Source organism: Boudabousia marimammalium (assembly GCF_001936115.1).
Lineage (GTDB): Bacteria > Actinomycetota > Actinomycetes > Actinomycetales > Actinomycetaceae > Boudabousia > Boudabousia marimammalium.
The window spans coordinates 1-24,399 of the sequence record NZ_MPDM01000006.1; the positions used below are offsets into that span (position 1 = coordinate 1).

Annotated in this window: 22 protein-coding genes; 10 read left to right on the top strand and 12 right to left on the bottom strand. The window is 54.4% G+C overall.

Annotated features, from left to right (window positions below):
* The coding region (locus tag BM477_RS08480) for a hypothetical protein (protein ID WP_222842285.1) at positions 1–273 on the top strand (273 nt) is incomplete at its 5' end.
* A gap of 85 nt (positions 274–358) precedes the next feature.
* Here the strand turns inward: BM477_RS08480 and BM477_RS06205 are convergent.
* The 4 genes from BM477_RS06205 to gatC are packed head-to-tail and all read right to left on the bottom strand — an operon-like array spanning position 359 to position 5,145.
* On the bottom strand, positions 359–1,780 hold the full coding sequence (locus BM477_RS06205) for an NAD-dependent malic enzyme (protein ID WP_075361890.1): 1,422 nt from the start codon (positions 1,778–1,780) through the stop codon (positions 359–361).
* Positions 1,781–1,839: 59 nt separating this feature from the next.
* The gene (gene gatB / locus BM477_RS06210; RefSeq protein ID WP_075361807.1) at positions 1,840–3,336 is read right to left on the bottom strand and encodes an Asp-tRNA(Asn)/Glu-tRNA(Gln) amidotransferase subunit GatB; all 1,497 of its coding nucleotides are present in this window, start codon (positions 3,334–3,336) and stop codon (positions 1,840–1,842) included.
* Complete coding sequence (gatA, locus tag BM477_RS06215) at positions 3,336–4,847, bottom strand: Asp-tRNA(Asn)/Glu-tRNA(Gln) amidotransferase subunit GatA (protein WP_075361808.1); 1,512 nt, start codon at positions 4,845–4,847, stop codon at positions 3,336–3,338. Before gatA ends, gatB begins: the two co-directional genes overlap by 1 nt.
* Before the next feature lies 1 nt (position 4,848).
* A complete protein-coding gene (gatC, locus tag BM477_RS06220) occupies positions 4,849–5,145 on the bottom strand; it encodes an Asp-tRNA(Asn)/Glu-tRNA(Gln) amidotransferase subunit GatC (protein ID WP_075361809.1) in 297 nt (98 codons plus the stop codon).
* 66 nt (positions 5,146–5,211) lie between these two features.
* Here gatC and BM477_RS06225 point away from each other — a divergent pair, with 66 nt between their 5' ends.
* Entirely contained in the window at positions 5,212–6,489 is a 1,278-nt protein-coding gene (locus BM477_RS06225; RefSeq protein ID WP_075361810.1) for a phospholipase D-like domain-containing protein, read from the top strand.
* A 17-nt stretch (positions 6,490–6,506) separates the two neighbouring features.
* Here the strand turns inward: BM477_RS06225 and ligA are convergent, their stop codons facing one another.
* Positions 6,507–8,969 (bottom strand): NAD-dependent DNA ligase LigA, encoded by a 2,463-nt coding sequence (ligA, locus tag BM477_RS06230; RefSeq protein WP_075361811.1) that lies wholly within the window; start codon positions 8,967–8,969, stop codon positions 6,507–6,509.
* Positions 8,970–9,118: 149 nt separating this feature from the next.
* On the opposite strand from ligA, the gene BM477_RS06235 reads away from it, so the two are divergent.
* On the top strand, positions 9,119–11,809 hold the full coding sequence (locus tag BM477_RS06235) for an FtsK/SpoIIIE domain-containing protein (protein WP_075361812.1): 2,691 nt from the start codon (positions 9,119–9,121) through the stop codon (positions 11,807–11,809).
* Here BM477_RS06235 and BM477_RS06240 read toward each other — a convergent pair.
* On the bottom strand, positions 11,806–13,275 hold the full coding sequence (locus BM477_RS06240) for a sensor histidine kinase (protein WP_075361891.1): 1,470 nt from the start codon (positions 13,273–13,275) through the stop codon (positions 11,806–11,808). The genes BM477_RS06235 and BM477_RS06240 overlap by 4 nt on opposite strands.
* Before the next feature lie 122 nt (positions 13,276–13,397).
* On the opposite strand from BM477_RS06240, the gene BM477_RS06245 reads away from it, so the two are divergent.
* The 4 genes from BM477_RS06245 to BM477_RS06260 all read left to right on the top strand — a co-directional run bounded on the left by BM477_RS06245 (position 13,398) and on the right by BM477_RS06260 (position 15,754).
* Positions 13,398–13,883: a DUF2505 domain-containing protein gene (locus tag BM477_RS06245; protein WP_075361813.1), complete on the top strand. Its 486-nt coding sequence runs from the start codon at positions 13,398–13,400 to the stop codon at positions 13,881–13,883.
* Between the two features lie 77 nt (positions 13,884–13,960).
* On the top strand, positions 13,961–14,446 hold the full coding sequence (locus BM477_RS06250) for an OsmC family protein (RefSeq protein ID WP_084543782.1): 486 nt from the start codon (positions 13,961–13,963) through the stop codon (positions 14,444–14,446).
* An 11-nt stretch (positions 14,447–14,457) separates the two neighbouring features.
* Positions 14,458–15,228 carry a hypothetical protein gene (locus BM477_RS06255; protein ID WP_075361814.1) on the top strand — a complete coding sequence of 257 codons (771 nt, stop codon included), beginning with the start codon at positions 14,458–14,460 and terminating at the stop codon, positions 15,226–15,228.
* Entirely contained in the window at positions 15,188–15,754 is a 567-nt protein-coding gene (locus BM477_RS06260; protein WP_075361815.1) for a dihydrofolate reductase, read from the top strand. The genes BM477_RS06255 and BM477_RS06260 overlap by 41 nt, the downstream gene beginning before the upstream one ends.
* A 330-nt stretch (positions 15,755–16,084) precedes the next feature.
* Here the strand turns inward: BM477_RS06260 and BM477_RS06265 are convergent, their stop codons facing one another.
* Complete coding sequence (locus BM477_RS06265) at positions 16,085–17,359, bottom strand: ATP-binding protein (RefSeq protein ID WP_075361816.1); 1,275 nt, start codon at positions 17,357–17,359, stop codon at positions 16,085–16,087.
* Between the two features lie 166 nt (positions 17,360–17,525).
* Here BM477_RS06265 and BM477_RS06270 point away from each other — a divergent pair, with 166 nt between their 5' ends.
* Entirely contained in the window at positions 17,526–18,086 is a 561-nt protein-coding gene (locus tag BM477_RS06270; protein WP_075361817.1) for a methylated-DNA--[protein]-cysteine S-methyltransferase, read from the top strand.
* A gap of 120 nt (positions 18,087–18,206) precedes the next feature.
* Here BM477_RS06270 and BM477_RS06275 read toward each other — a convergent pair whose 3' ends face one another.
* The 3 genes from BM477_RS06275 to BM477_RS06285 form a co-directional block, all read right to left on the bottom strand.
* Positions 18,207–18,986 (bottom strand): S-layer homology domain-containing protein, encoded by a 780-nt coding sequence (locus BM477_RS06275; RefSeq protein ID WP_075361818.1) that lies wholly within the window; start codon positions 18,984–18,986, stop codon positions 18,207–18,209.
* Positions 18,987–19,186: 200 nt separating this feature from the next.
* Positions 19,187–20,065, bottom strand: a complete 879-nt coding sequence (locus BM477_RS06280) for a DMT family transporter (protein ID WP_075361819.1) — start codon at positions 20,063–20,065, stop codon at positions 19,187–19,189.
* A 29-nt stretch (positions 20,066–20,094) separates the two neighbouring features.
* Complete coding sequence (locus BM477_RS06285) at positions 20,095–20,688, bottom strand: DNA-3-methyladenine glycosylase I (protein WP_075361820.1); 594 nt, start codon at positions 20,686–20,688, stop codon at positions 20,095–20,097.
* A gap of 378 nt (positions 20,689–21,066) precedes the next feature.
* Between BM477_RS06285 and BM477_RS06290 the strand changes: the two genes are divergently transcribed.
* Entirely contained in the window at positions 21,067–22,182 is a 1,116-nt protein-coding gene (locus tag BM477_RS06290; RefSeq protein ID WP_075361821.1) for a Gfo/Idh/MocA family protein, read from the top strand.
* 170 nt (positions 22,183–22,352) lie between these two features.
* Here BM477_RS06290 and BM477_RS06295 read toward each other — a convergent pair whose 3' ends face one another.
* The gene (locus BM477_RS06295; RefSeq protein ID WP_143230230.1) at positions 22,353–22,565 is read right to left on the bottom strand and encodes a hypothetical protein; all 213 of its coding nucleotides are present in this window, start codon (positions 22,563–22,565) and stop codon (positions 22,353–22,355) included.
* A complete protein-coding gene (locus tag BM477_RS06300; protein ID WP_075361823.1) occupies positions 22,538–23,680 on the bottom strand; it encodes a methyltransferase domain-containing protein in 1,143 nt (380 codons plus the stop codon). The genes BM477_RS06295 and BM477_RS06300 overlap by 28 nt, the downstream gene beginning before the upstream one ends.
* Positions 23,681–23,767: 87 nt before the next feature.
* On the opposite strand from BM477_RS06300, the gene udk reads away from it, so the two are divergent.
* A complete protein-coding gene (udk, locus tag BM477_RS06305) occupies positions 23,768–24,397 on the top strand; it encodes a uridine kinase (protein WP_075361824.1) in 630 nt (209 codons plus the stop codon).
* Positions 24,398–24,399 lie beyond the last annotated feature (2 nt).

Below are 24,399 nucleotides of genomic sequence, written 5' to 3' on the forward strand. Positions count from 1 at the left end.
CCCCAAAAACGCGCAAAAACACACGCAATCAAAACAAGGAGGAAAACCCAGAAACCAGAAAAACCAGCCCCGGCAACCGCCACAATCACTCGCGACGACTGGATTAACTTTAGTGGAACGACCACCCCACCGCAAACCGAAATCCTGCAACCTGCATCACATCTGTTGGTCAGGGAAAATCTTTACCGCAAAATACCGCCAAATTGTATCCGAAAAATGCCGGAATTGAGTATACGGTCACGTTGTTTTGACCCGCCTTACACCCCGCCTTGAAAACTCGGATTCTCCCTCGAAAGTCAACGAAAAGCGGGTGCAACCAAGAAAGTCGCACCCGCTTAACCTAACTGCCAGAGAGCAATTAGAGGTTCATGTGTTCCTGAACCGGAATCTCACGTGTCGGCAAATCCTTCACGGCCTTACGGACCGCCTCAGACACTGCCGGCGCCACACGCTTATCGAAAACACCAGGAATGATGTAATTTGCGTCCAATTCCCGCTCCGAAACTACCCCCGCAATCGCTACCGCGCAGACACGGAGCACTTCGGTCGTAATCTCAGAGACGCGAGCATCCAGCAAACCACGGAACAAGCCCGGGAAAGCCAGCACGTTATTGATCTGGTTCGGGTAATCGGAACGGCCCGTAGCGATAACCTTGGCGTACTTAGAGGCACCCGCCGGATCTACCTCAGGGGTCGGGTTCGACAAAGCGAAAACAATCGCGCCATCCGCCATCTGCGCAATATCTTCCGGATCTAATAAGTTACCGGCAGAAACCCCAATGAAAACATCGGCATCCTTCAAACCGGAGCGCAAATCACCAGTCACACCACGCGGGTTAGTGTGCTCAGCCAGCCAACGACGTGAAGGATGCATACCCTCAACATCACCGGCATGCAGCGCGCCAGTGCGGCCATAACCGACAATATCCTTCGCCCCCTGAGCCATCAACAACTTAATAATGGCTGAACCAGCAGCACCCACACCAGCGACCACGATACGAACCTCAGAGATGTCCTTGCCGACTACCTTCAAAGCATTCAGCAAGGCAGCTAACACCACGATAGCGGTGCCGTGCTGATCGTCATGGAAGACCGGAATGTCCAGTTCATTTCGCAAACGCTCCTCAATTTCGAAGCAGCGGGGTGCGGAAATATCCTCCAGGTTGATACCACCATAGGCGGGCGCAATCGCCTTCACGATGTTGACAATCTCATCAACATCATTCGTGTCCAGCACGACCGGCCAGGCGTCCACATCAGCGAACTCCTTAAACAGCACTGCTTTACCTTCCATCACTGGCAAAGCCGCAGCCGGACCAATATCGCCCAAGCCCAAAACGGCAGAGCCATCGGAGACAACCGCAACCGTATTGGACTTCATGGTAAGCAAGTAAGCCTTATCCGGAGTGTCCGCAATAGCAGTCGAAACCCGGGCCACACCAGGGGTGTAAACCCGAGACAGGTCACGACGGTTCTTCACTGGAATCTTCGTCTTAACTTCCAGCTTGCCACCCATGTGGGCGAGGAAGGTTGAATCTGCGACACTCAAAATGGTGACACCAGGAAGTTCCTCCAAGGCTTCCACCAGTTGACGACGATGCTCAGAATCGTGGCAGTCAGCAGTAATATCAATATGCATACCCATGGCATCTGCTTTAGCGATGTCGAGAGCGGTAAGAACAGCACCGACCTCACTGACAACCTCCACCAAGTTCATGGTGTTAACGGTGTCATCAACTACCACTCGGATTGCCACGGTGTATGACGGGCTAACTCGAATCATTTCTCTCTCCGATTCTCTTCTAACAATAAATCTGTGTGCAAAAGGCCCATGACAGGTCAGGAACCGACCCGTTCGATTACCAAAGCGCTTACGCGCCCAGCATCAGCCTGGCCTTTGGTTGCCTTCATGACCTGGCCGACGATAGCGCCAGCAGCCTTCAGCTTTCCAGCCTTAATGTCTTCGACGACCTTCGGCATTCGTGCCAAAGCCTCATCAATAATGGCGAGGAGCTCAGAGTCATCCGACACAATCTCCATGCCCTTGGCGGCGACAATCTCTGCTGGGTCGCCCTCGCCGGCCAGTACTGCTTCCAACACCTGACGCGCCAACTTGTCGTTGAGCTTGCCAGAATCGACTAGGTCCTGCAGTTGCGCAATCTGGGCTGGAGTAACCGCCACTTCAGTAAGCGCAATCTCCTGCTCCTTCGCGGCACGTGAAAGTTCGCCCATCCACCATTTACGGGCTGCGGCGGGGGCCACCCCCTCGGCCACGGTGCCCTCGATCAAATCAAGTGCGTTGGCGTTCACCACGTCGCGCATCTCCATCTGCGTAAAGCCCCACTCCTCACGGAGGCGACGGCGGCGCTCCACGGGTAGCTCTGGTAGGCTGGCGCGAATCTCCTCCACCCATTCACGGGAAGGCTCCAGCGGAACCAGATCAGGCTCCGGGAAGTAGCGGTAATCCTCAGCGTCGGTCTTAGCGCGGCCCGCCGAAGTACTACCATCTTCCTCATGGAAATGGCGAGTCTCCTGCTGAATCGTACCGCCGGCCGCCAAAATAGCGGCGTGGCGGCGAATCTCGTAACGGACAGCCCGCTCAATCGAACGGAAAGAGTTCACGTTCTTCGTCTCAGTACGGGTACCCAGCGGTGAATCCGGAGACTCCCGCAAAGACAAGTTCACATCCGCGCGAACGTTACCGCGCTCCATGCGAGCCTCCGAAACCCCAATCGCCCGGAAAATATCGCGCAGAGTCTCCACGTACTTAGCCGCAATCTCAGGCGCACGCTCACCGGCGCCCTCAATCGGGCGAGTCACGATTTCCACCAGCGGCACGCCCGCGCGGTTGTAGTCCACCAAAGAAGCGGAAGCACCATGAATACGGCCACTGTCACCGCCGAGGTGAGTGTTCTTACCGGCGTCCTCCTCCATATGTGCGCGCTCGATCGGCACCCGGAAAACCTCGCCATCATCCAGTTCCACATCCAAATAGCCGTCATAGGCAATTGGCTCATCATACTGGGAAGTCTGGAAAGCTTTAGTGAGATCCGGATAGAAGTAGTTCTTCCGGGCAAAACGGCAGTATTCAGCAATCTTGCAGTTCAAAGCCAGACCGATTCGGATAGCGTACTCAACTGCCGTCGCATTCACTACCGGCAAAGAGCCGGGCAACCCCAAGGAAACCTCTGTGACGAAAGTATTCGGGTCACCACCGAACTGGTTCGGGGCGGCATCAAACATTTTCGTTTTCGTACCCAACTCCACGTGAACTTCCAAGCCGAGGACCGGGTCGAACCGTTTCACAGCCTCATCGTATTTCATTAAGTCAGCCATTATGCTTCCACCTTCCAATCCTTAGCCGGGCACTGCGAGGGCATATCGTCGCCGGTCGCTTCCACCACCAGTTGAGCGACTCGGTACATCAACTCATCCTGCTGCTCCGGTGCAATGACCTGGAAACCACAGGGCAGGCCGTCTTCTAAACCATTCGGCACGGAAATGGCGGGGACGCCAGCCAGGTTGGCTGGAACCGTAGCCACATCATTTAGATACATTGCCATGGGGTCTTCCTGCCTTTGTCCCAGCTGGAAAGCCGTAGTGGGGGCAGTCGGGGAAACCAGCACGTCAGCCTTCTCAAAGGCTGCCGCGAAATCGCGCTTAATCAAAGTCCGAACCTTCTGCGCGGAACCATAGTAGGCGTCCACCTGTCCAGAAGACAGCACGTAGGTGCCCAAAATGATGCGGCGCTTCACTTCGTGACCGAAACCGGCGCCACGAGTGGCTGCCATCACCCGCTCAGCGGTTACCGGGCCTTCCTCGGGCTCAACCCGCAAACCGTAGCGAACGCCATCGAACCGTGCCAGGTTCGAAGAAACCTCAGCCGGCATAATCAGATAGTAGGCTGCCATAGCGTAATCGAAAGAGGGGCAATCCACCTCAACTACTTCACAGCCACGCTCCTTAAGCGCCTGCACCACGGAATCAAAGTGATGCTGCACGCCAGCAGAATAGCCCTCACCAGTCAGTTGCTTGATCACACCAACGCGCAGACCTTCAATAGAACCCTCCTTGCTGACCTGCTTAACCGACTCCAACAGGGCGGGGACCGGATCAGGCAGAGAGGTTGAATCATGCGGATCATGGCCGCTGATGAGCTCCTGCAAAGCAGCCGCATCACGAACCGTGCGGGTTACCGGACCAATCTGATCCAAAGAAGAAGCCATCGCGACTAGGCCGTAACGAGACACCGCACCATAGGTGGGCTTAGCGCCGACCGTACCGGTGAAAGCGCCAGGCTGGCGAATCGAACCACCAGTATCGGAGCCGAGGGCGAGCGGCACCATGAAAGCCGCCACTGCAGCAGCAGAGCCGCCACCGGAACCACCCGGTGCCCGGGTTAGATCCCAAGGGTTATAGGTCGGACCGAAAGCAGAGTATTCACAGGATGAGCCCATGGCGAACTCATCCATATTGGTTTTACCCAGAATCGGCAGCTTCGCATCAATGATGCGCTGCACAACCGTGCCAGAGTATGGCGGCATCCAGCCTTCCAGAATCTTCGAAGCGCAAGTAGTCGGCATCTGACGGGTAACCAGGTTATCCTTCAAGGCGATCGGCACGCCGGCCAAAGGATGCAAATCAGCGCCTTCTTCGCGGAGACGGTCAACCTCATCCGCGGTCCGCAAAGCACCCTCGGCATCCACATGCAAGAAAGCGTGGACGCGGCCATCGAAAGCCTCAATGCGGTCAAGGCAAGCCTGGGTGAGCTCACGGGCAGTGAAATCGCCGGCACGCAAGCCCTCCGCCATCGCTACTGCGTCAAGTTTAGTTACATCAACAGTCATTTCACTCCTCCCCCAGAATCTGAGCTACCTTAAACATGCCGTTTTGCGACATGGGGGCCGCAGCTAGGACCTCATCACGGTCCAGGGTTTCCCCCACCACGTCTTCGCGCATCACGTTAGTGAGCGGCATCGGGTGGGAGGTAGCCGGAACATCAGGGGTTGCCACCTGCTGAACCGTCTCCACTGACTGAGTAATCTTTCCGAGCTCAGAGGCGTACTCTTCAGCTTCGGATTCGGTAATTGCAATGCGTGCCATCTGCGCTAAACGCATGACTTCGCTACTTGTAAAATTAGACATGCTCTGAGTTTACGACATTAGCCCTAAAGCTGTCTGCCCCGACGCTACTAAGGTAGGCTATTAGACATGAGTTTGCGCAAACCGTTATTTCGCCTCCGCAGAATCAGGAATACCGCCCATAAGGCCCTGAAACTGTGGCTTTTCGGCTTTGCGGCTTTGCAGGTAATTACGGCTAGCAGCATCATTGCGCATGACCAATTTCGTAAACGGCGTATTCCTGGTGGCGATATTCGCTACCCGCACTTGCCGCCGCAAAACACCACCTTGTCAAAAAATGAGGTAACAGTTTATACACAGGGTGAAGTTCTCTACGCGGATATGCTAGATAGCATTGAGAAGGCAGAGCACACCATTTACTTTGAGTCCTTCATTTGGAAGGGCGACCAGGTCGGGCAGCAGTTCAAAGAGGCGCTCATCGCTGCCGCAGAACGCGGAGTTACCGTCTATTGCGTTTTCGATACTTTCGCGAACCTGGTGGTCAGCCCCCATTTCAAGCACTTCCCGAAACTACCGAATCTCCATGTGAGAGCTTTCCCGCTGCTGCCCCCCAGCGCTTTCTTGATACGCCGCCGGCTCTTCGGTCGCGATCACCGCAAACTTCTAGTGGTTGATGGTGAAGTCGGCTGGGTCGGCGGATACAATATCGGCTCCCTCTACGCTACCGCTTGGCGTGACACGCAGGTACGTATTAGCGGGCCAGCCGTATGGGAGTTGGAAAACTCATTCGCTAACTTCTGGAATGACTTTAAGAAAGACAAACAGCCCGCGCTTCCCAACGAAGGGGCCCGCAAATGGGACGCCCGTATTCAAGCAATCGCAAACGCCCCAAACCGTTTGCTCTACCCTATCCGCGGCGCCTACCTTGACGCTATTAACCGTGCCTCCAAACGAGTGTGGATTACACAGGCTTATTTCATTCCCGACCGGGAATTCATTGACGCATTAAAGAAGGCAGAAAGCCGCGGCGTCGATGTCAGAGTGCTAATCCCAGAGCGCTCAAATCACATTTTGGCAGACTGGGCGGCCGCCCCCTACTTCAGTGAGCTACTGGCTGCCGGAGTGGAAATCTGGCAGTACGAACACGCCATGGTCCACGCCAAGACCGCGGTCATTGATGGGCGCTGGTGCACGATCGGTACCGCCAATATTGACCGGCTTTCCCTGTCTGGAAACTTCGAACTAAACCTAGTCTTCCACGGAGAAAACACTGCCATGGTGATGGAAAAAGTCTTCTTGAAAGACCTGGAAACCGCCCACTGCCTGACCACTGAAGAATGGGCAAAGCGGCCCTGGCTGTGGCGGGTCACTGAACGCATCATCCGCCCCCTAGGGATTATGCTCTAAAGCCACCCAGAGGTGCTTTATTGGGCGCTAGCTTCCCCCAGAGCCGCCGCTAGACCGGAATCTAGCAGGGTTTGGAACTTATCCTCAGAGAGGATTGGAACCCCTAGGGCCTGAGCTTTAGTTTCTTTCGATCCAGCCCCTGGGCCGGCGACCAGCACCGAGGTTTTCTTCGACACTGAGCCGGTTGCCTTACCGCCCCGCGCTTGGACTGCCGCCTTAGCTTCATCGCGCGTGTAACCGGGCATGGAACCTGAGATGACGATGGTTAAGCCATCCAGCACACCAGGGCCAGAATCTTCCTCGTCCTCTCGGACTTCATCGGCCATGCGCACACCTGCCGCCGCCCAAGCCTCAATAATCTCCAGATGCCAATCCTGCGCGAACCAGTTAATAATCTGCTCAGCCATCACGTCACCGATTCCATCAACCGCGGCCAGCTCTTCACGAGAAGCCGACTTGATGGCCTCCATGGAGGGGAAAGCGGCCGTGAGCGTGCGGGCAGTAACAGAGCTGAAATGGCGGATGGAAAGGGAAACAATCACCCGCCACAAAGGCTGCTGCTTCGCTGCCTCAAGGTTTTCCAGCAAAGCAACCGTAGTGGAAGATGGCTGGGACTCGTAGCGAATCTCGCACTCATCCTTCACCTGCCGTGGCCGATTATAAAAGTACCTGACCTGCTTCCAGTTACCAGACGGACGCGAGCCTTCCCCGTCGGATTCCAACTCTTCACGCCACAAGAAGACATCCTCAAGGTCTTCCACATACAGGTTGAAGAGTCTCGCTTCACTACGCAGAACTGGGGTCTGCGGGGCCGGCAGATAGGCGTCCGCCCGCTCCCGCGCCTGCGGATCATCCACCGCCCCTCGCTGCTCAGGGGGCAAAGAAATCTTCGAGCCATCCTCCAGTTGCACATAGTGACCGGTCAAAAGGGCATCAATGACCCGGTCACGGTCCAGCTCTGGCTGGGTGAGCGCCGCCGCAGCTTGATCCCCCAAGCCGCCAACATCCAAGGCCTTACGAGAACCCAGCATGGCGATCCGCTGAGTCAACTGTGCCGGGCAAGACTTCGCGTTCGGGCAACGCATATCCTTATCCCCCGGCTTTGCCGGACCAATTGGCGTACCGCAAGAGGGGCACAGCGTTGGCATCACAAAATCGTATTCCCTGCCGGTGCGGAGGCTCTCCACCGGGCCCAACACTTCAGGAATCACATCGCCTGCCTTACGAACGGTAACTGTGTCACCGATCTTCACGCCCTTTCGCGCCACCTCACTGGGATTATGCAAAGTAGCCCGGGAAACATAGGAGCCGGCCAGCAAAATCTCATCCAACACAGCGAAAGGCGTCACCCGCCCCGTGCGTCCCACCTGGACGCGAATATCGCGCAGCACAGTACGCTTTTCCAAAGGCGGATACTTGTAGGCGACGGCCCAGCGCGGCACCCTCGCAGTCGCCCCCATCTGGGACTGGAGGGACAGATCATTGACCTTGATGACAACCCCATCAATCTCATGGAACAGTTCAGTACGTTGCGCTCCGTACTGGGCAATATAGCCCAGTACCCCATCTCGAGAGTTCACCACTTTAGAGTAGGGAGAGACCGGCAGACCCCAGCTGCTCAGCTGTTCAAACCAGGCAGAAAGAGAGGAGACTTCCGTCGCACCCTCGGCCTCGCTTCCCACGCCGTGTGCAATGAAGGCGAGGGGGCGGGAAGCCGTGACGGTCGGATCTTTTTGCCGCAGTGAACCGGCGGCAGCGTTACGGGCGTTAACGAACTCTTTTTGCAGGGCCTCATGAGATTTACCCGCCGCTTTTCTTTGTAACTGTAGCTCATTGAATTCACGTCGCTGCTGGTTCATTTTTTCAAAATCAGCGAGGGGGAAGAAAACTTCACCACGAACCTCCAGCAGGGCGGGGAAACCACTACCAGTGAGGCGATGTGGGATAGAAGAAATCGTCATGACGTTTCGGGTGACGTCATCACCCACGTAGCCGTCACCGCGGGTGACGGCACGAACTAGGCGGCCCCCCTCGTAGATTAGGGAGAGCGCCAGCCCGTCGATTTTGACTTCCGCGCTGAACTCCAAGTCAGTGGAGCCGGTCTGCACATGCATCCGGTCAACCCAACTATTGACCTCACTCAGGGTGAAAACGTCTTCTAGGCTCATCATGCGGCTGGGATGGGCGACCTTTTCAAAGTCGTTGCTAGAGCCGCCGCCGACCCTTTGGGTGGGCGAATCCTGGGTACGCAAAAGCGGCCACTGCGCCTCCAAGTCATCTAGGCGATGGAATAGTTTGTCGTATTCTTCATCTGACAGCGTCGTCTGGCGGCCCTCAATGGCCTCACCTTTTTGGTCATAGTATTCTGTCTGCGCAGCCTCAACTTTCGCGGCAAGGTCAGCCCATTCTGCGCGGACCGACTCCGGTGGGGTATCCCCGTTAATCCCGGCATTGCTAAGGTTTTCAGTGCTGTCTTCCATGGACTTTATCTTCCCCGATGTGCTAAGGGTTCGTCTACCCAGAATCTTTACCTGTTAATAGTTTTCCACATTTGCGGGCACTTTTGTTTTTCCCCAACCTGATACTGGCTTTGAGGTGCGACGATTGAAAGGAGACTATATCTAGAAAAGTGTTTTCGATATCTGATATTTGCGCCGAAGCCCATCTGGCGGTTCTGTCTGGGCCAGATGCGGGAGTATGCCTGCCTCCCGGACCTTTCGGTTTGTCTCACGGGCTAAGCGACCCCGACTTGGCTTTGGCGCATGGCGTGTGGACATGGGATGCAGATAGAAATACTGGCACTTTGTTACTTTCCCACCAGGCAGGGGTGACGCGACAGCTCTTTCAGGCGCGTCCGCAGCTTGGCCCGTTGTTAAGTCTCTTTAGGTTTTCGCGTCGGCTTTATCCGGGACGCAGCTACCAGATTCGTGTCGGCACCCGTTTTGCTTCTGGGAACACGATATGGCAGGTACGACTGCGGCCCGGTAGCGGAGCTATCCCCGCCCCGCAGATTGAAGCAGAGAGAACCACAAAAATTGGCAAATCTTGGCGTCTTTTTGCTCTTCTCCCTCTGCTGTTTTCTTTCACCCTGCTGCTGCGGCTGACGGGCTGGGGAGGGGTAGAGACACTCAGATGGTTGCCCGCGCTGGGTGGCATAATGGTCTTGTTGCTGTCCTACTGGGTTTGGCGAGGGAAACAAAAACTACCTGTGCTGGATCCAGCGCAGCTACTTGCCGCCGCGACTTTGCGTTGCCGAGGGGGAGCCCCACCAAAGAGCGGTGAAGCAGCTGTATCTGCTTGGTTAAGCGACGGCTGGGTCAGGCGCCGTCCACAGCTGAAAGATAGCGGACTGCCTCAGGTTCTAACTGTGACCGCTGGAGAAACAATCTGTCTCACTGGCCCCAGCGCTTTACCAGCCATGCGCTGGTGGGCTGCGCAACTACTGCTCCGCAGGCAAAGCCGGCATATCACTGATTCATCCGGCACTTGGGAGTTGAACCGGCCTAGCACATTCCCCGAAAACGGAGGGAGCGCACCAACTTTGCGACAGATTCGTTTACTGTCCGCGAAGGAGGCCGAAACTGCTCCACCCTGTCAGGCTGACGAGGTGCTCCTAGTCTGTGCAGAGAGAACCTCCCAGGCACCGTGGGACTGCAACCTGATAAGTACCGCCCCACCAGCGGTAGGCTCCGCGAACTGGTGGCGGCAGTTGATGAAACCAACGGCATCAAGTGGCTTACAGCAGAGCAACCTCGCTCTGGAGCGCAACGGCTGGATGACGAAACCGCGTAGCATTGCCCAGAACTGGCAGAAGAACCATCCGGGACTAAGCACAGAAGTGGGCGCCCAGTGTGGCGACTCTGCCCCTAGTTATTGGCTTGATCTAGCTGCGAGTGGGCCGCATGCTTTGGTGGCAGGGACCTCGGGATCGGGAAAGTCTGAGGCCCTTTTGACCTGGCTGGGAACCTTGTGTACCAGGCACTCCCCCACGCAGCTGTCCCTGATTTTGATTGACTACAAGGGCGGGGCAACTTTCAACCGGCTGGCAGGGCTTCCGCACACCATGGGGGTACTGACCGACTTAGATACAGAGCTGACAGTGCGCGCACTGGCGGGGATTTCACTAGAGCTAAAACGAAGAGAGCAAGTTTTTGCCAGTCGGGGGCTCAGCGACTACGATTCTTGGCTGGCAGCAAAAACAGATTCAGATGAGATCTTACCCAGGCTACTGATTGCGGTGGATGAATTCCGTGAGCTAGCGCAGCATGCCCCCGCCCAGATGGAAAGCCTAATTCGGCTGGCCAGTCAGGGAAGATCCTTGGGAATGCACCTGATTTTAGCTACCCAACGCCCAGCCGGGGCAGTCGATTCCACGATTCGTGCAAACTGTCCGCTGAGGGTCGCCCTACGAGTCACCGATAGCGCTGACTCATACGATGTTTTAGGAGATGGTAGTGCGGCAACCTTAGAAACGAAACCAGGCAACGCGATTGTGCAAGCTGAACAATCGACCGCAATCCGTTTCGACTATCTACCTAAAACAGACCTTGACCAGCTGGTTAAAGCCTGCCAGATAGCCGCCAAATCTGTGGGCCGCACAGGTTGTCGGGTGCAAACGCCCTGGACTGAGCCCTTACCTGAAACTCTCACCCAGGACCATCCAGCTTTGCTTTCCTACCAGCAGAGCACACCAGTTTCCTTGCCACTCGGGCTCTATGACGCCGGCCCGTCAGAACCGGCGCAAGTATTCGGCATAGACCCGGGCACAATTGTCACAGCCGGAGGCGGAAATACCTGGCAACAAGAGCTAACGGAATCTCTACTCGCCAGCGCTCACAGAGCAAACTGGGAAACCATCAGAGTCGGACCGGATCTAAACGGCCCACATGATTTCGATTGGCATGACCCGAACTGGTTGCAGACGGTGCACGCAGAACAATGTTTGGACTCCACGGCATCTGGCAGGCTAATGATTCTTGAAGCCGCCGATCAGTGGCTGAAATATGCCAATTTCACGCCCGGCCAGATAGCGGCGGAAGCTACTTTTAGAAGCATCAGGCAAAGCCAGACCAGCCTGCTCATCATTGGAGATAGCGCCGTATTTACTGCCGCTTCCCAAAATCAGGCCGACCTGCTGTTAGCCCCTGCCGCTTTGGACCCGATTAGCGCCAGCCGACTTGGCCTCAGTCCGACGACCAGCACCCGGACACGCCCTCGTCCCTTTAGCGGACTGATAATCCGAGAGGGGCAAGCCCAGACCTTTACCCTCACCCGACCGAAACCCCTCGCCAGAGAGGAAAGCAGCCCCGCCAGATTCTAGTTCTCACCCTGCTGGACTTGGACATGCAAAAGCACCTCAGTACCACCCTCAGCGCGCTTTCGCCAAGTAATCGAACCATGCAGCTCAGCTTCCACAAGGGAAGCCACAATCTGGGTACCCAGCCCCGTGCCGGTCCGGCCCTCAGCGATGCCTACGCCGTGATCAACCAGTCGGATGTGAGCATACTGTCCTTCACGTTCCACATAGACTTCGATGGTGCCGTCGTTATCCTGATACCCGTGCTCAACCGAGTTTGCGACCAATTCCGCCAAAACAGTTGACAGAGTGGATGCACGATCTGCGTCGATCAGGCCGAAATCTCCCTCAACCTTGGTGACCACCTGGTTTGCTGAAGAAGCTAAAAGAGCAGCATTAGCAATTACTGTTCTAGCCAAAGGCGTGTAAGCAATCGTCCCCTCTAAGGAGTGAGATAGTGCCTCATGTACAGTTGCGATAGTAGCGACACGCCGGTCAGCTTCACCCAAAGCCACCTTAACCTCCGGATTGTTGGAGCGGCGAAGCTGCATGCGAATCAACGCAGAAACGGTGGCGAGATTATTCTTCACGCGGTGATGAATTTCGCGTATCGTGGCTTCTTTCGACATGATTTCGCGTTCAATCTGACGCATTTCAGAAACGTCACGCACCAGCACTATCGCGCCTTGCCGCCCACCACGACGGGTTAAAGGCAATGCTCGTATGGATAGGGTCGTTCCGCCAGCTTCCACTTCGGTACGCCAAGCAGCCCGCCCCATCAGCACCAAGGGCAAACTTTCATCAACCACGGAAAGCCCCTGCACTGTGCAGTCGGCTACAAGTTTTACTAGGTTCTCATGAACGATCTGAGATTTTACGCCTAAACGACGGAAACACGACCGCGCGTTGGGGGAAATTCCTAGCACGATTCCATCCTCATCTAAGCGCACCACACCATCGACCACACGCGGCGCACCGTTAAAAGCAGAGGTAGGTGTGGCCCGGTAAGGGTATTCTCCGTTGGCAATCATTTTCATGAAAATCTGCGCAGAGTTGGAAAGCCAAGCATCCATGTTGGAGGTCGATGTGGAAGCACCCAGATTGGTTTCAGCGCTCATCACGGCAATGCAAACTCCGTTGCGCACCACGGGCACAGCGGTTTCCTGCACCGAATATGAGCCAGCCCAACGGGGGGCTTGCGGACTGATTACCTTCATGGAGCGGCGGGCCTCGTTCAGGAAGCTGGCTTTCGAGGAGGAAGTGTAGAGGCCCACAATGTCATCGAGGTGGACGGTCACGGCAGTAGCTGGACGGCAATGTGCGACCGCAATGAACCGATTATCAGAGGTGGGAATCCACAGCACCAGATCCGCTGGGGACAGGTCAGCCAGAATCTGCCAGTCAGAAACCAAGACTTGCAACCAGTCGATCTGCTGATTGCTTAGTTCCGGACTGGCATTTTTTGTGATGATTTCTCTAAACTTCTGCACCTCACTATCGTACCCATTGTGGAGCGTCAAGCGAAACGGGGCAGAACTGCACATGGTAGGATTCCTACACTGAATTACTGAGCAGGGTACGACACCCCATCCCCCTCGTTGAAGGAGCCTCCATGGACTTATCTGCCGCGTTCACCTATCCCGCTTCCTTAAGCCAGGTGCATGAGATGCTGCTAGATCCTCATTATCGGACGGTTCGGGCAGAGGGAAGGGCGGTTGATTCACAGGTTGAATCTGAATCAGCTTCCGGGGATGTCACTTTGCTTTCAACCTTGCCTTTGCCCCCTGAAATGCAGACTGGTCCAGCCGCGAAGGTCTTAGGTGGGGCGGAGAGCATCTCAGTGAGAGAAACTGTTGGACCTATCGAAGATGACGCTTTCAGCTATGAAGTCGCGAGTTCTTCCCGTGGGATTCCGGTTTCTGGTGGGCTCCAGTGTGAGTTGCGGGCCGAGGGCGAGGGGGTCGCGGTGACCGTATCCGGCAGTGTCAAGGTGGACGTCTTCCTGATTGGCCCGATGATAGAAAGCGCAATCGCGGGGAAGACTAATCAGGCTGTGGAGCGAGAGCTTGAGGCTGCGAAGCGTTACCTAGCTGGGTGAATTTATTCCCAGTTCGCTGAAAGGCCAAAGCGGCCCGTTTCTGGTCTTTTTCGGGTAATCCATGAAAAAATATGGCCATGAGTGAAAAGAATTCTGTAACAGTACAAGTGACCGACGATCCCGCAGCTGATTCGGGAGCGACGAAGGAGCTGTGGGCGGAACGCACCGGCGTCCGCACCTTTGTGGGGCGCAGCGCCAGTGGCGCTGAAGTGAAGATCGGCAAGGGGCCGGGAGAGTTCAGCCCGGGTGATTTGATTAAGCTTGCCATTGCAACCTGTAATGCGATGTCTGCTGACCACACGATTTCCCGCGCCTTGGGGACTCGTGATTTTGTGGAGACCGTGGGGGTTTCTGGTACGGTCCATGAGACTGAGGAGCGTTTCGATAATTTCCAGATTGAAATGGTGCTCTCGGGAACGGAACTGTCCGATGATGAGAAAGCCCAGCTGGCAGAGAAGGCGGGGGAAGCCATCGCTAAGTACTGCACGGTGGGTAACACCGTGCACACTGGCGCTTCCTATCAGCCTATGTTGACTTTTGAAGGCCGTTCCGACACTGAATAAAGGAGCCGGTGATGAAGATCCCTTCAGCCCTACTTAAATCCATTGGGGTGACGCTAACTAATGCGCTTGCCTCTAACTCTGAAGAGGCGATGCTGGAAGCGATTGATGCTGCTTTGAAAGCGCCTGCCCCGCTGATTATTAAGCGGGTGCAGAAGCTGCGCCGTAAGTATCCGGATGCGTCTAGCGATGAGCTGGTTGAGATTGTTGCTGACTTGTTCATTTCGCGTGCATCTTGGACCGGTGGCGCTACCGGTGCGGCGGCCTTCATGCCGGGGGCTGGCACAGCGGTAGCCGTGGGTGTTTCCACGGCTCAGCTAGCCGCCTTCTTGGTTCACTCCGCGTACATGGTGTTGACTGTGGCAGAGATTAAGGGAGTGGAAGTCAGTTCTCAGCAGCAGCGTCGTTTCATGTTGCTGGCCGCTCTCCTAGGTGAAGGCGGTGCGGAGATGGCGCGCGAGGAACTGGGGAAAGTTGGTTCCTTATGGGCGAAAGCTACTTTGGAGCGAATCACCGGCACTTCAGGGAGCACGATTAACCGGATGCTGGCGAAGTTCGCGACTAAGCAGATGACGAAGAACACGGGCAAGCAGCTGGTGGGACGCGCTTTGCCTTTCGGTGTGGGCGCGGCCGTCGGCTTCTTTGGGACTCGCTCTATGGCCCGTGACGTGGTGGCTGGTACTTATGCCAGTTTAGATATGGTTCATTTGGAACCGCAGGCTTTTGTGATGGATCAGGTGCACGATGCCAGTTTTCAACCAGAATCCCTCCCGCGCGGACGGTAGGGTTCCTTCCGTAGTTGGAGCCATCTGGGCGCAAAGCCCCGAGGGCGTGATTGCACGTGAGGGGAAAACTCCTTGGCATGTGCCCGCGGATTTGCAGCTGTTTGTGCAGTTGACGCACGGATTTTCAGTAATCATGGGTCGCAAAACTTGGGAGTCCTTCCCTCAGCGGCCACTTGAGGGCCGCACGAACATTGTTTTGACCAGTCAAACAGATTGGGAGGCCGAGGGCGCTTTGGTCGCCCACAGCCTGCCGGAGGCCCTCGATTTGGCCTCCAATTTTGGTGATGAAACCTGGATTATCGGCGGCGAATCAGTTTATCTGGAAGCCCTAGATATTTGCACAAAGCTTGTAATTTCAACGATTGACATGAGTTTTCCGGAAGTGTCTGAGACTCCTGAGCGGTTCACTTTCGCTCCGGACGTGGATTCACACACGTGGACTCGGGTCCCTCAGCTGAGTGATGAGTCTTGGCGTCCACGCAGTGGTGAAGCGCGCTGGCGCGTTGATGTATATGTACGATCTTGAAGCTGTTTAGACCTTTCTTTTCGGATTCAGCTGATGGCTTTGGGAAGTGCCTGTCCGTACTGTTTCAGTTTCATTCGGGCACGGAATAGGGCAGAATAGAAGTGTCTGATACAACAACGAAGGAGAACGTTATGAAGTTCATCGGCAAACTGATCAAAGTTGGCGGCCTGCTGGCCATTGGTTTCTTCTTGGGCAGGGAAAAGCCTGACTTGATTGAGACCATCTTGAACAAGGTGATGGGCTGATTTACAGCTTAAGTTTTGGGGCGTCCACTTCGGTGGGCGCCCCATTATTTTGCGTGGTGCGGCACTTAATCTAGTCTCTCGTACGTTATGCTTTCAGGCTGGCAACTGGGACGACGCACACTCCGTCTTCGCGCGTATAGGCGTAGTCCCCAACCGCGATGAGAACCATCTTGAAGCTTGGGGCTGGCATTTTGGTTGTATCAATCTTACTGGCTAGCTTGTTTAAGGTTTTGGCTCCAGCCTCAATGGATTGCTCGCCACCAAGTTTGATTTCTATGAGACCGTATTGGCCGTTACGCAGGTGAATAACCGCATCACATTCTAGCCCATATTTGTCACGATAATGGAACACCTGACCATCAAGATGTTCAGCGTATACTCGCAAGTCTCTGATGCATAGATTTTCAAAGAGAAAGCCCATTGTTTCAAGATCTTGGATGAGATCTTTTGGTCCAGCACCCAGCGCTGCAGCAGCAATCGATGGGTCCACGAAATAGCGTGTATCGACGGTGCGGATAGCAGCTTTGGAGCGCAAATTAGGATTCCATGCCGGTACGTCCTCGAGCACAAATATCTGTTTGAGAGCCCCCACATAAGAATTTACAGTTGGAGCTGACATCTGCTGTGACTCGTTTGGCGACGTGTCATCAATAATGCGTTGCAGAGACGCGGAGGTTCCGATATGCCGCGCATACGATCGCATTATTCTGGTAGCACGCCGAGGGTCTCTTTGCACGCCATCGACTCGATTGACATCTGCATTTACCACTGAGTCAAAATAATCAATTGCCTGTTGTAGAGCCACGTCCTCGTCCTGCCCGAGGGAGAGGGGCCAGCCACCCCGACAAATCAAATGAGCCATGTCATCTAGTCTCAATCCGTTTCGCCCACTGACAGAGCTGGGGTCAGAGAACATGCCCTGTAAAGACACTTCACCACTGGATTCCTCACTCTCGTAAAGAGACATGGGCCGCATCGTCATTCGGGCAATTCTTCCGGTGCCAGTATGTGCTCCTTCATCTAGTGTTGTTGGAACAGCGGAGCCCGTGAGGATGAACTGGCCAAAGTCACCCCGACGATCCACTTCGAATCGGACGGCATCCCACAGCATCGGGGTGTTCTGCCATTCATCGATCAGTCTAGGGGTGTCTCCCTGTAGTAACCGAGCAGGATCTAGGGCAGCTAGCGCTCGGTTTTGCCGCCTGCTTGCAGGGTCCTGCATGTACTGCACCGAGCGTGCTTGTTGCAGGGCAGTGGTTGTCTTACCACACCATTTCGCCCCTTCTATTAGTACCGCACCTTTGCTCTTGAGCCGCTTCTGTAAAAGGTGGTCTGCGATCCGCTTCTGGTATTTTTTCATCTGTCCTCCTAGCCTCGACTTTACACTAGTTTCTGGACTGATGAGACCACTATTTTATGATTTGGCTATTTTTCGTTTTATGATCTGGCTATTTTTCGTTTTATGATCTGGCTATTTTGATCACGCTAAATTCTGCCTGTCTTTTCGTCGTTGATAGAATGCACAAATGACCAAGACCATAAAAGTCACCTATCTCCAGACCGTGATTGGGGAGCTAGTGCTAGGCGCTTTAGGTGATGACCTGTGCCTGCTGGATTACCGGTACCGGAAGACACGCGAATCGGTGGATCTTCGTCTGCAGCTACGCCTCAAAGCAGAGTTTGCGGAACGCCCCAGTGACGTCACTGCCGCGGCCCAGCGCCAGGTGGAAGAATATCTAGCGGGACAGCGCAGAGAGTTCACTATCCCCTATCTGACTGCCGGGACGGCATTCCAGCAGGACGTTTGGGAACAGATTGCCCTGGTCCCCTATGGCCAGACCATTTCCTATCTGGAATTGGCAACTCGGGTGGGGAATCCGAAGGCTGTGCGGGCGGCAGCGTCAGCTACTGGCGCGAATGCGTTGGCGCTGTTGCTTCCCTGTCACCGCATCATTGGGAGCGGAGGCTCCCTCGGCGGGTATGCGGGCGGGCTGGAAACGAAACGTCATTTGCTTAGGTTAGAGGGACGAGGGGGAGCCGCGGAGGAATCGCCAGCGTGCACTCAGTCAGCCCAGCCACTGTTTTGAGCGGAATTTTTAGAGTTTCAGACTTAATGCTTGTAGCGGTGTATTGATAAGAAAATCAGATAGAAAAAGAAAATCGTGGTGGTGAGACCTGATTGCTCTCACCACCACGATTCCTCTGTTTTAGTTACCGGCATTTGGTATTTCTAGGTACTTGACGTTGGGGTCGTAATCGCCATTGGGGTCCGGGAAAGGAAGGTCTAGCAGTTCCCGGGAACGATGCGCGTAGCGGTAGAAAAATGCCGCAGTAGCATCCCGACTCGCGTAGGCATTCGGACGGAAGGAGCCATCATCCCAGCCGCGGCCAATACCGTGAATATGGAACCAGAAGATCTCCTTGTAGAAAGGAGAGCCTACGGCATCGGGAAGATGCCCCTGCTGTGCGTACGCCTTGTAGTACTCTGGTAGCTTGGCTTTATCTGCACGGGCAAAGAATGCGGCAATGGCACCTCTTTCAATGAATTCTTTGGGGCGATAGGTTCCATCCGGCCAGCCAGTTGAAATTCCTTCAGATTTCATCCAGCAGATTTCTTTTTGGAACTGTGAGTTGGCGATATCTGTGAAACAGTTTTGGTCCGTGTTGGATTCAGCCTCCGGTTTGGCTTTCATGCGGTACATGAATGCGGCGAAGGCTTCGCGGGTAACCAGCTGCTGGGGGCGGAAAGTACCATCCGGCCAGCCGCGTAGATAGCCATTCTCGGCACCCCAACGAATCTCTTCAGTAAACATGTTCCCCTCAATGTCTGAAAAAGTCGGGTAGAACTTGGGAACTTCTTCAATAGTGACCGGGATGTCATTGTCTTCTATAGTGGCTGGTAGTTCGGGAGTTGCAGCTAGCGCAGTCCCGGGAATAGACATCATCAAAACTAGCGGCAGTGCTAGTACCTTAACAGAAATCTTCATGATTGTGCTCCTTGCTGCTTCATTCCAACAGGCAGATACTCTGACTTTGTGAATGAATCCATTATTAACTCCATGTGCAGTGATGCCAATGAACCTATAGCCGCCATTGGCACGCCACCTAGTGTGGAGTTTGTCTGCCATAACTACTTTAATGTATCTGGTCATAAAAAAAGCCGTTTAGGAGAGCAAATTAGAGACGTTTATTCGCTAGGTGCTAGCCTCGCTCTCCGGGGACGATACAGTTCCGCGAAGGCTGTTCCGCCGAGGATGAGCGCCACCCCGAGGTACTGGATGAGGCTCATCTGCTCACCCAGCAGCAAGGCGGAGAAAATGAGCGCCGACATGGGCTCCAGGTAGGCGTAGATGCCGACCGTTTGGAGCGGCAATTTTTGCAGTGATGAGAACATCAGGTTCACGGCTAGACCAGTATTAACTACCCCCAGCAGCAAGACCGCGATTGCGGCTGAGAAGCTGAGGGAACTAGGCAAGCCGGTGCCGCGATAGAGTACGAATCCAAAAACCATCACGGAAGCAATCAGGAGCTGCCACATGACGCGCTCTGATCCTTGAATTGAGGGCGCGAAGCGGTTACAGACGATGAAACCCGCATAGGTGATGGTGGCTGCGAAACCGCAGGCTAAACCGAATAGTGAACCAGCGGAGAGGTCATTGCTGCTGATGAAGACCATGCCGACGAGCACCACGGCAAAACCGAAAAGTTTGTGTTTTCTTAGCTGTTCTTTGAAAATGAGCGGGGCTAAAACCATGGCGAGGGCGGGGCCACTACTGCTGAGGATTTGAGCTAGACCGACACCAAGGTGACGGTAGGCTTCGTACAAAAACATCCAATTCAGGCCCATGAAAATACCCGAAAATACCAGCATTTTCATCTCTGACAGGTGCTGTTTGAATACCAGACGCTGACGAGTCAGCAGAATAATCAACAGCATGGAGAGCGCACCAATGGTGGTGCGGGCCAACACAATCTCGTAGCTGTACCAAGGGACAAAACTGGCTAGGACGCCGTTGGAACCGAAGATAATCATGGCCGCAATAAATTCGAGATTGCTTTTATTCATTTTCTTCTACTCCCCCTAATCACTGCTAGTTAGCTGCCTGGAAAAGGCAGTCTACTAGATTGAGATCTGAAATCGCAGTGAAGTAGGTGATCGTTCACTAAACCACCAGCTTGCATGAAGGCATAGCTGATGGTGGGGCCCACAAACTTAAACCCTCTCTTTTTGAGGTCTTTGCTAAGATTTTGGGAGATTTCGGTCTGCGTGGGAACCTGTTGACTGGATTGCCATGCGTTAATGATTGGTGCGCCATCAACGAAATTCCACACGTAGGCGGCAAATGTCCCGTACTGTTCGCGGACCTCTAGGAATGCTCTGGCGTTTAACGATAGGGCACGAATTTTGAGACGATTTCGGATGATGCCGCTATTTTGCATGAGTTCATGCTCTTTGGCTTCATCGTAGAAGGAAATTATTTCCGGATTGAAGCCATCAAAAGCTGAACTGAACGCTTCCCGTTTCTGCAAGACTGTCAGCCAGGATAGTCCTGCCTGCATTCCTTCCAAGATGAGTAGCTGAAAGAGTTCTTGGTCGTCAAAGACCGGCACACCCCATTGACTGTCATGGTAGTCTTGTTCGATTTGACTGTGGGTAGCCCAATCGCATCTTCTTAATTCGTCGCGCATTCTGTCACTCCTCCGATTAGTCTTATGAGACTCCTCGGCGCTACTACATATCCAGTGATGCTACACGTTTGGCAAGGCGCTCACTATCCAGTTAGGGTGCAAAGCAGGTAATCGACACCACTAGAATCCCGCAAGTGCAATCTCGTATCCATACTCCTCTTGTTCATATTGCTGAGGCAACTGCTGACGCACTGAAGGAGAAAAAACCTTTCCAGAGTTGGCCTGTTAGGTAACAAGTACACCATGCCGCAGGAGTTTCATACGAACAAGCTGATTTAAGTAGGTATTGATGTTGTGATTCCGGAAGGCGATGACAGAAAACACGGCTTCTATATCATTCCAGCATGCTACTGGTTAGAAACCAGATAAGATAACAAAATGACAGAAATTCGCACAGTGTTGATTGGTTACGGAGGTATGGGCAGGCAGGATGCCGCCCTGCTTTACAGTGGAGCTGTAAACGGTATGCGTCTGACCGGGATATGCTGCCGCAATAGGGAAGGACAGAAGGATATCACTATCCGATACCCTGATGTGAAAATCTATGAAAATGCAGACGCCATGTTCGCAGATGCCGATAGTTTTGACTCTCTGGTCATTGTCACTCCCCACAAGACGCACGCAGACCTTGCTTCCAGAGCCATACAATTAGGGAAGCACGTTCTAGTGGATAAGCCCCTTGGCATTTCCACTGGAGAAGTCAGAAAGGTTTTAGCCCTTGCCGAAGAAAGACAAGTCGCCTGCGGCACGATTTTCAATATGCGGGGCTATCCCGTTTATCAGAAAGCGAAAGAACTTATAGAGAACGGAAAGCTTGGCAAACTCCATCGGGCGGTCTGGGTCGCAAACAGCTGGTACCGTTCTCCCACTTATCATAGTTCTTCCGCATGGAGAAGTACCTGGAACGGGGAATACGGCGGTCTGTTAATCAATCAGTGCCAGCATTCTCTTGATATCTGGCAGTGGCTTCTGGGTCTGCCCGACCGTGTCTATGCCTCCATTGACTACGGTAAATACAATGATTTCCGGGTAGATGATGCAGTGGATATGCAAATGGAATATACAAGCGGCCTCCATGGCACTTTTATCGCTTCCAGTGGTGAAGCGCCGGGTGTGAACCGGCTGGAAATCTGGGGCAGTAAGGGCAGACTTTGCATTGAGGACAATCTACGACTGACCTTTCATGAAAACGAAAAAGATTTAGAAACCTTTGCCGCCGAAAATAAGGAAATTTACGCATCCCTTCCCTACACCAGTAAACAAATTCCGGTAAGAGAAGATTATTCGGACAGCTATCAGATTCTCTTTCAGAAGTTTTCTGATCATATCCGGCATGGGACCGCCCTGCTGGCCTCTGGAGAGGACGGCCTGAAGGCATTACTTTTATCCGGAGCCGCCTATCTCTCCTCTTGGCATCATCAGAGCATTCACCTCCCCTTTGAAGATTCTGCCTACGATGCTTTTCTTGCCCATATGCTGGAATCTGAACGATAAGCTCACACGGTTAGAAGTAGGTTGATTACCAGTCAACCTCCACCGTTTCTACGGCGTGTTACTGCGTAGCGAAAGATGTTATGGATATCTTCCGATTTATCTAACACTCCATAGAGCAGAGCCGCTAAAACATCGTAGGTGAACGCAAGATAGCCCAAACTTCTGATTTGTCACCCGTTTAGGTGTTCTCCCACAAGGCTCTCTTTCGCCATGACTACGGTACCTGCCACCAGTACAGCAAGGGCAAAAAAGAGCTTTAGGTTTGGGTTTCCCCCAAGGAACAGAAAAGTAAAAGCCACCCCGAGTAAGGGCGCCACCGACAGCAAAGCAAGTACCGCGGTGGTTGGTTTCTGCTTCACTCGGTGTCCGCTCTGGTCAGCCACGCCAGCACCTCTACATGCGAGGTGTGGGGGAACATGTCAAAAATCCGGATCTGTTTCACCCTGTAGTTGGGTAGCATTTCTAGGTCCTTCGCCAAAGACTTCGGGTTGCAAGAAGAATAGATCACGGTGCCGGGTTGTTTGGCTTCCAGCCAGGCGCAGCCTTCCGCGGTGATGCCCCGCCGAGGGGGATTCACCACCACTAGGTCCGGCACTCCGCCTAAAGCAGCCGCACCCTCATCAGCTAGGGAGGGCGCATCACCAGCCGCGAAAGTCACCTCACCGTCTTCTGGCAGTACCGCCAGCTTAGCCGCCGCGATTGCCTCCTCGGAGATGTCGATTCCGTGTACTCTGCGGCCCGGCTTCGCTAGGAATAATCCGAAGCCGCCGACCCCGCAAAACAAGTCCAGTACCGTAGCCGGAGCCACTTCCTCGGCCCAAGCCTGCGCCTGCCGGTACAACTCGGTCGCAACCATAGTATTCGTTTGGAAGAAGCCACCCGGACGCGCATACAGCACCCGCTCCCCCATCGGCATCGGCAAGACATCATCAGCGGTCAAAATGATTTCAGTGTCCCCCTCAGTCAAAGCCACCGGCTGCGGCAAAAGATTCACCGACACCACCCGCAAAGACGGAAGCAAAGCCTGCAAGGCCGGCAAAGATGAACGGATCGCCGCCACGAAACGCCGAGAGCGCAACACGAAACGCAACATGTGCTGCCCGCGGGCATTCTCCGTCACGTGAATGAACTTGATCTCCCCGTTGCGGCTCTCCACCTCATAGGGCGGAATCTTCAAGGTCGCCAAAAAGTTAGCAATCACCGGGAACAGGGCACGCAACGAATCCGAATACAGCGGGCAAGCGGACAAATCCACGCCCTGCCAGTTCTCATCCAAAATCCCTAAAGTCGGGGCAGTCGCAGAACCCGAAACCACCATTTTCGCTTTATTCCGAAAACCCTGCTCCGGGCCAGTCATGGTGGACAGCCAAGCAGACGCGGGAATCTGCGGCAGTAAAGCGTGGCACTCCTGTTCCAGCCGGGCGACCTGCTGCGGGTAGGGTTGATCCAGCCACTGGCAGCTACGGCACTCGCCGGCATCAAAATAGGAGCATTCCATGCGCCCATATTATCGGGTTTGTCCAGTTCACAGCTCACTCAAAGCCGTAACTGGCTACAATGGGTGCAAAACCTTTAAGGAGAACACATGACAGGCGAAGTGTTAGTGATTGGTGTGGCAGGTGGAACCGGCTCCGGGAAAACCACACTGACGAAGGCTCTGGCTTCACGTTTTGATGGGGACGTGACCGTCGTAGAGCATGACGCCTACTACAAGTCTCACGCCGATCTGCCTTTCGAGGAGCGCGTCAAACTGAACTTTGATGCCCCCGAGGCCTTCGACACGGACCTGATGGTGGAGCAGATTAATGCGCTAGTTGCCGGTCGGGGCGTCGAATGCCCCACCTACGATTACGCCCGCCACACGCGGGCGAAAGAAACCGTCTATTTGCCGCCGAATAAGATCATCATTGTGGAAGGCATCCTGATTTTCGCGGAGAAATCCATCTGCGACCTGTGCGATATTAAACTGTTCGTGGACACGGATGCGGACGTGCGGATTTTGCGCCGTCTCAAGCGTGACCTGGTGGATCGGGGGCGCTCCCTCGAATCCGTGGAGGCGCAGTATCTGGCGACGGTGAAGCCCATGCATGAGCTTTACGTGGAACCGTCCAAGCGCCAGGCCGACATTATTATCCCCGAAGGCGGCACCAACCTGGTGGCTTTAGATATGCTGTTCCACCGGATTGAACGCCATTTCGCTCAGCTCCAAGACTAGGC

What these genes read in the sequence shown, in the direction of transcription:
- gatB (WP_075361807.1), bottom strand. Translation starts at nt 3,336, where the DNA reads ATGGCTGACTTAATGAAATACGATGAGGCTGTGAAACGGTTCGACCCG.
- gatA (WP_075361808.1), bottom strand. Translation starts at nt 4,847, where the DNA reads ATGACTGTTGATGTAACTAAACTTGACGCAGTAGCGATGGCGGAGGGC.
- gatC (WP_075361809.1), bottom strand. Translation starts at nt 5,145, where the DNA reads ATGTCTAATTTTACAAGTAGCGAAGTCATGCGTTTAGCGCAGATGGCA.
- BM477_RS06225 (WP_075361810.1), top strand. Translation starts at nt 5,212, where the DNA reads ATGAGTTTGCGCAAACCGTTATTTCGCCTCCGCAGAATCAGGAATACC.
- ligA (WP_075361811.1), bottom strand. Translation starts at nt 8,969, where the DNA reads ATGGAAGACAGCACTGAAAACCTTAGCAATGCCGGGATTAACGGGGAT.
- BM477_RS06245 (WP_075361813.1), top strand. Translation starts at nt 13,398, where the DNA reads ATGGACTTATCTGCCGCGTTCACCTATCCCGCTTCCTTAAGCCAGGTG.
- BM477_RS06250 (WP_084543782.1), top strand. Translation starts at nt 13,961, where the DNA reads ATGAGTGAAAAGAATTCTGTAACAGTACAAGTGACCGACGATCCCGCA.
- BM477_RS06255 (WP_075361814.1), top strand. Translation starts at nt 14,458, where the DNA reads ATGAAGATCCCTTCAGCCCTACTTAAATCCATTGGGGTGACGCTAACT.
- BM477_RS06260 (WP_075361815.1), top strand. Translation starts at nt 15,188, where the DNA reads ATGCCAGTTTTCAACCAGAATCCCTCCCGCGCGGACGGTAGGGTTCCT.
- BM477_RS06265 (WP_075361816.1), bottom strand. Translation starts at nt 17,359, where the DNA reads ATGAAAAAATACCAGAAGCGGATCGCAGACCACCTTTTACAGAAGCGG.
- BM477_RS06270 (WP_075361817.1), top strand. Translation starts at nt 17,526, where the DNA reads ATGACCAAGACCATAAAAGTCACCTATCTCCAGACCGTGATTGGGGAG.
- BM477_RS06275 (WP_075361818.1), bottom strand. Translation starts at nt 18,986, where the DNA reads ATGAAGATTTCTGTTAAGGTACTAGCACTGCCGCTAGTTTTGATGATG.
- BM477_RS06280 (WP_075361819.1), bottom strand. Translation starts at nt 20,065, where the DNA reads ATGAATAAAAGCAATCTCGAATTTATTGCGGCCATGATTATCTTCGGT.
- BM477_RS06285 (WP_075361820.1), bottom strand. Translation starts at nt 20,688, where the DNA reads ATGCGCGACGAATTAAGAAGATGCGATTGGGCTACCCACAGTCAAATC.
- BM477_RS06290 (WP_075361821.1), top strand. Translation starts at nt 21,067, where the DNA reads ATGACAGAAATTCGCACAGTGTTGATTGGTTACGGAGGTATGGGCAGG.
- BM477_RS06300 (WP_075361823.1), bottom strand. Translation starts at nt 23,680, where the DNA reads ATGGAATGCTCCTATTTTGATGCCGGCGAGTGCCGTAGCTGCCAGTGG.
- udk (WP_075361824.1), top strand. Translation starts at nt 23,768, where the DNA reads ATGACAGGCGAAGTGTTAGTGATTGGTGTGGCAGGTGGAACCGGCTCC.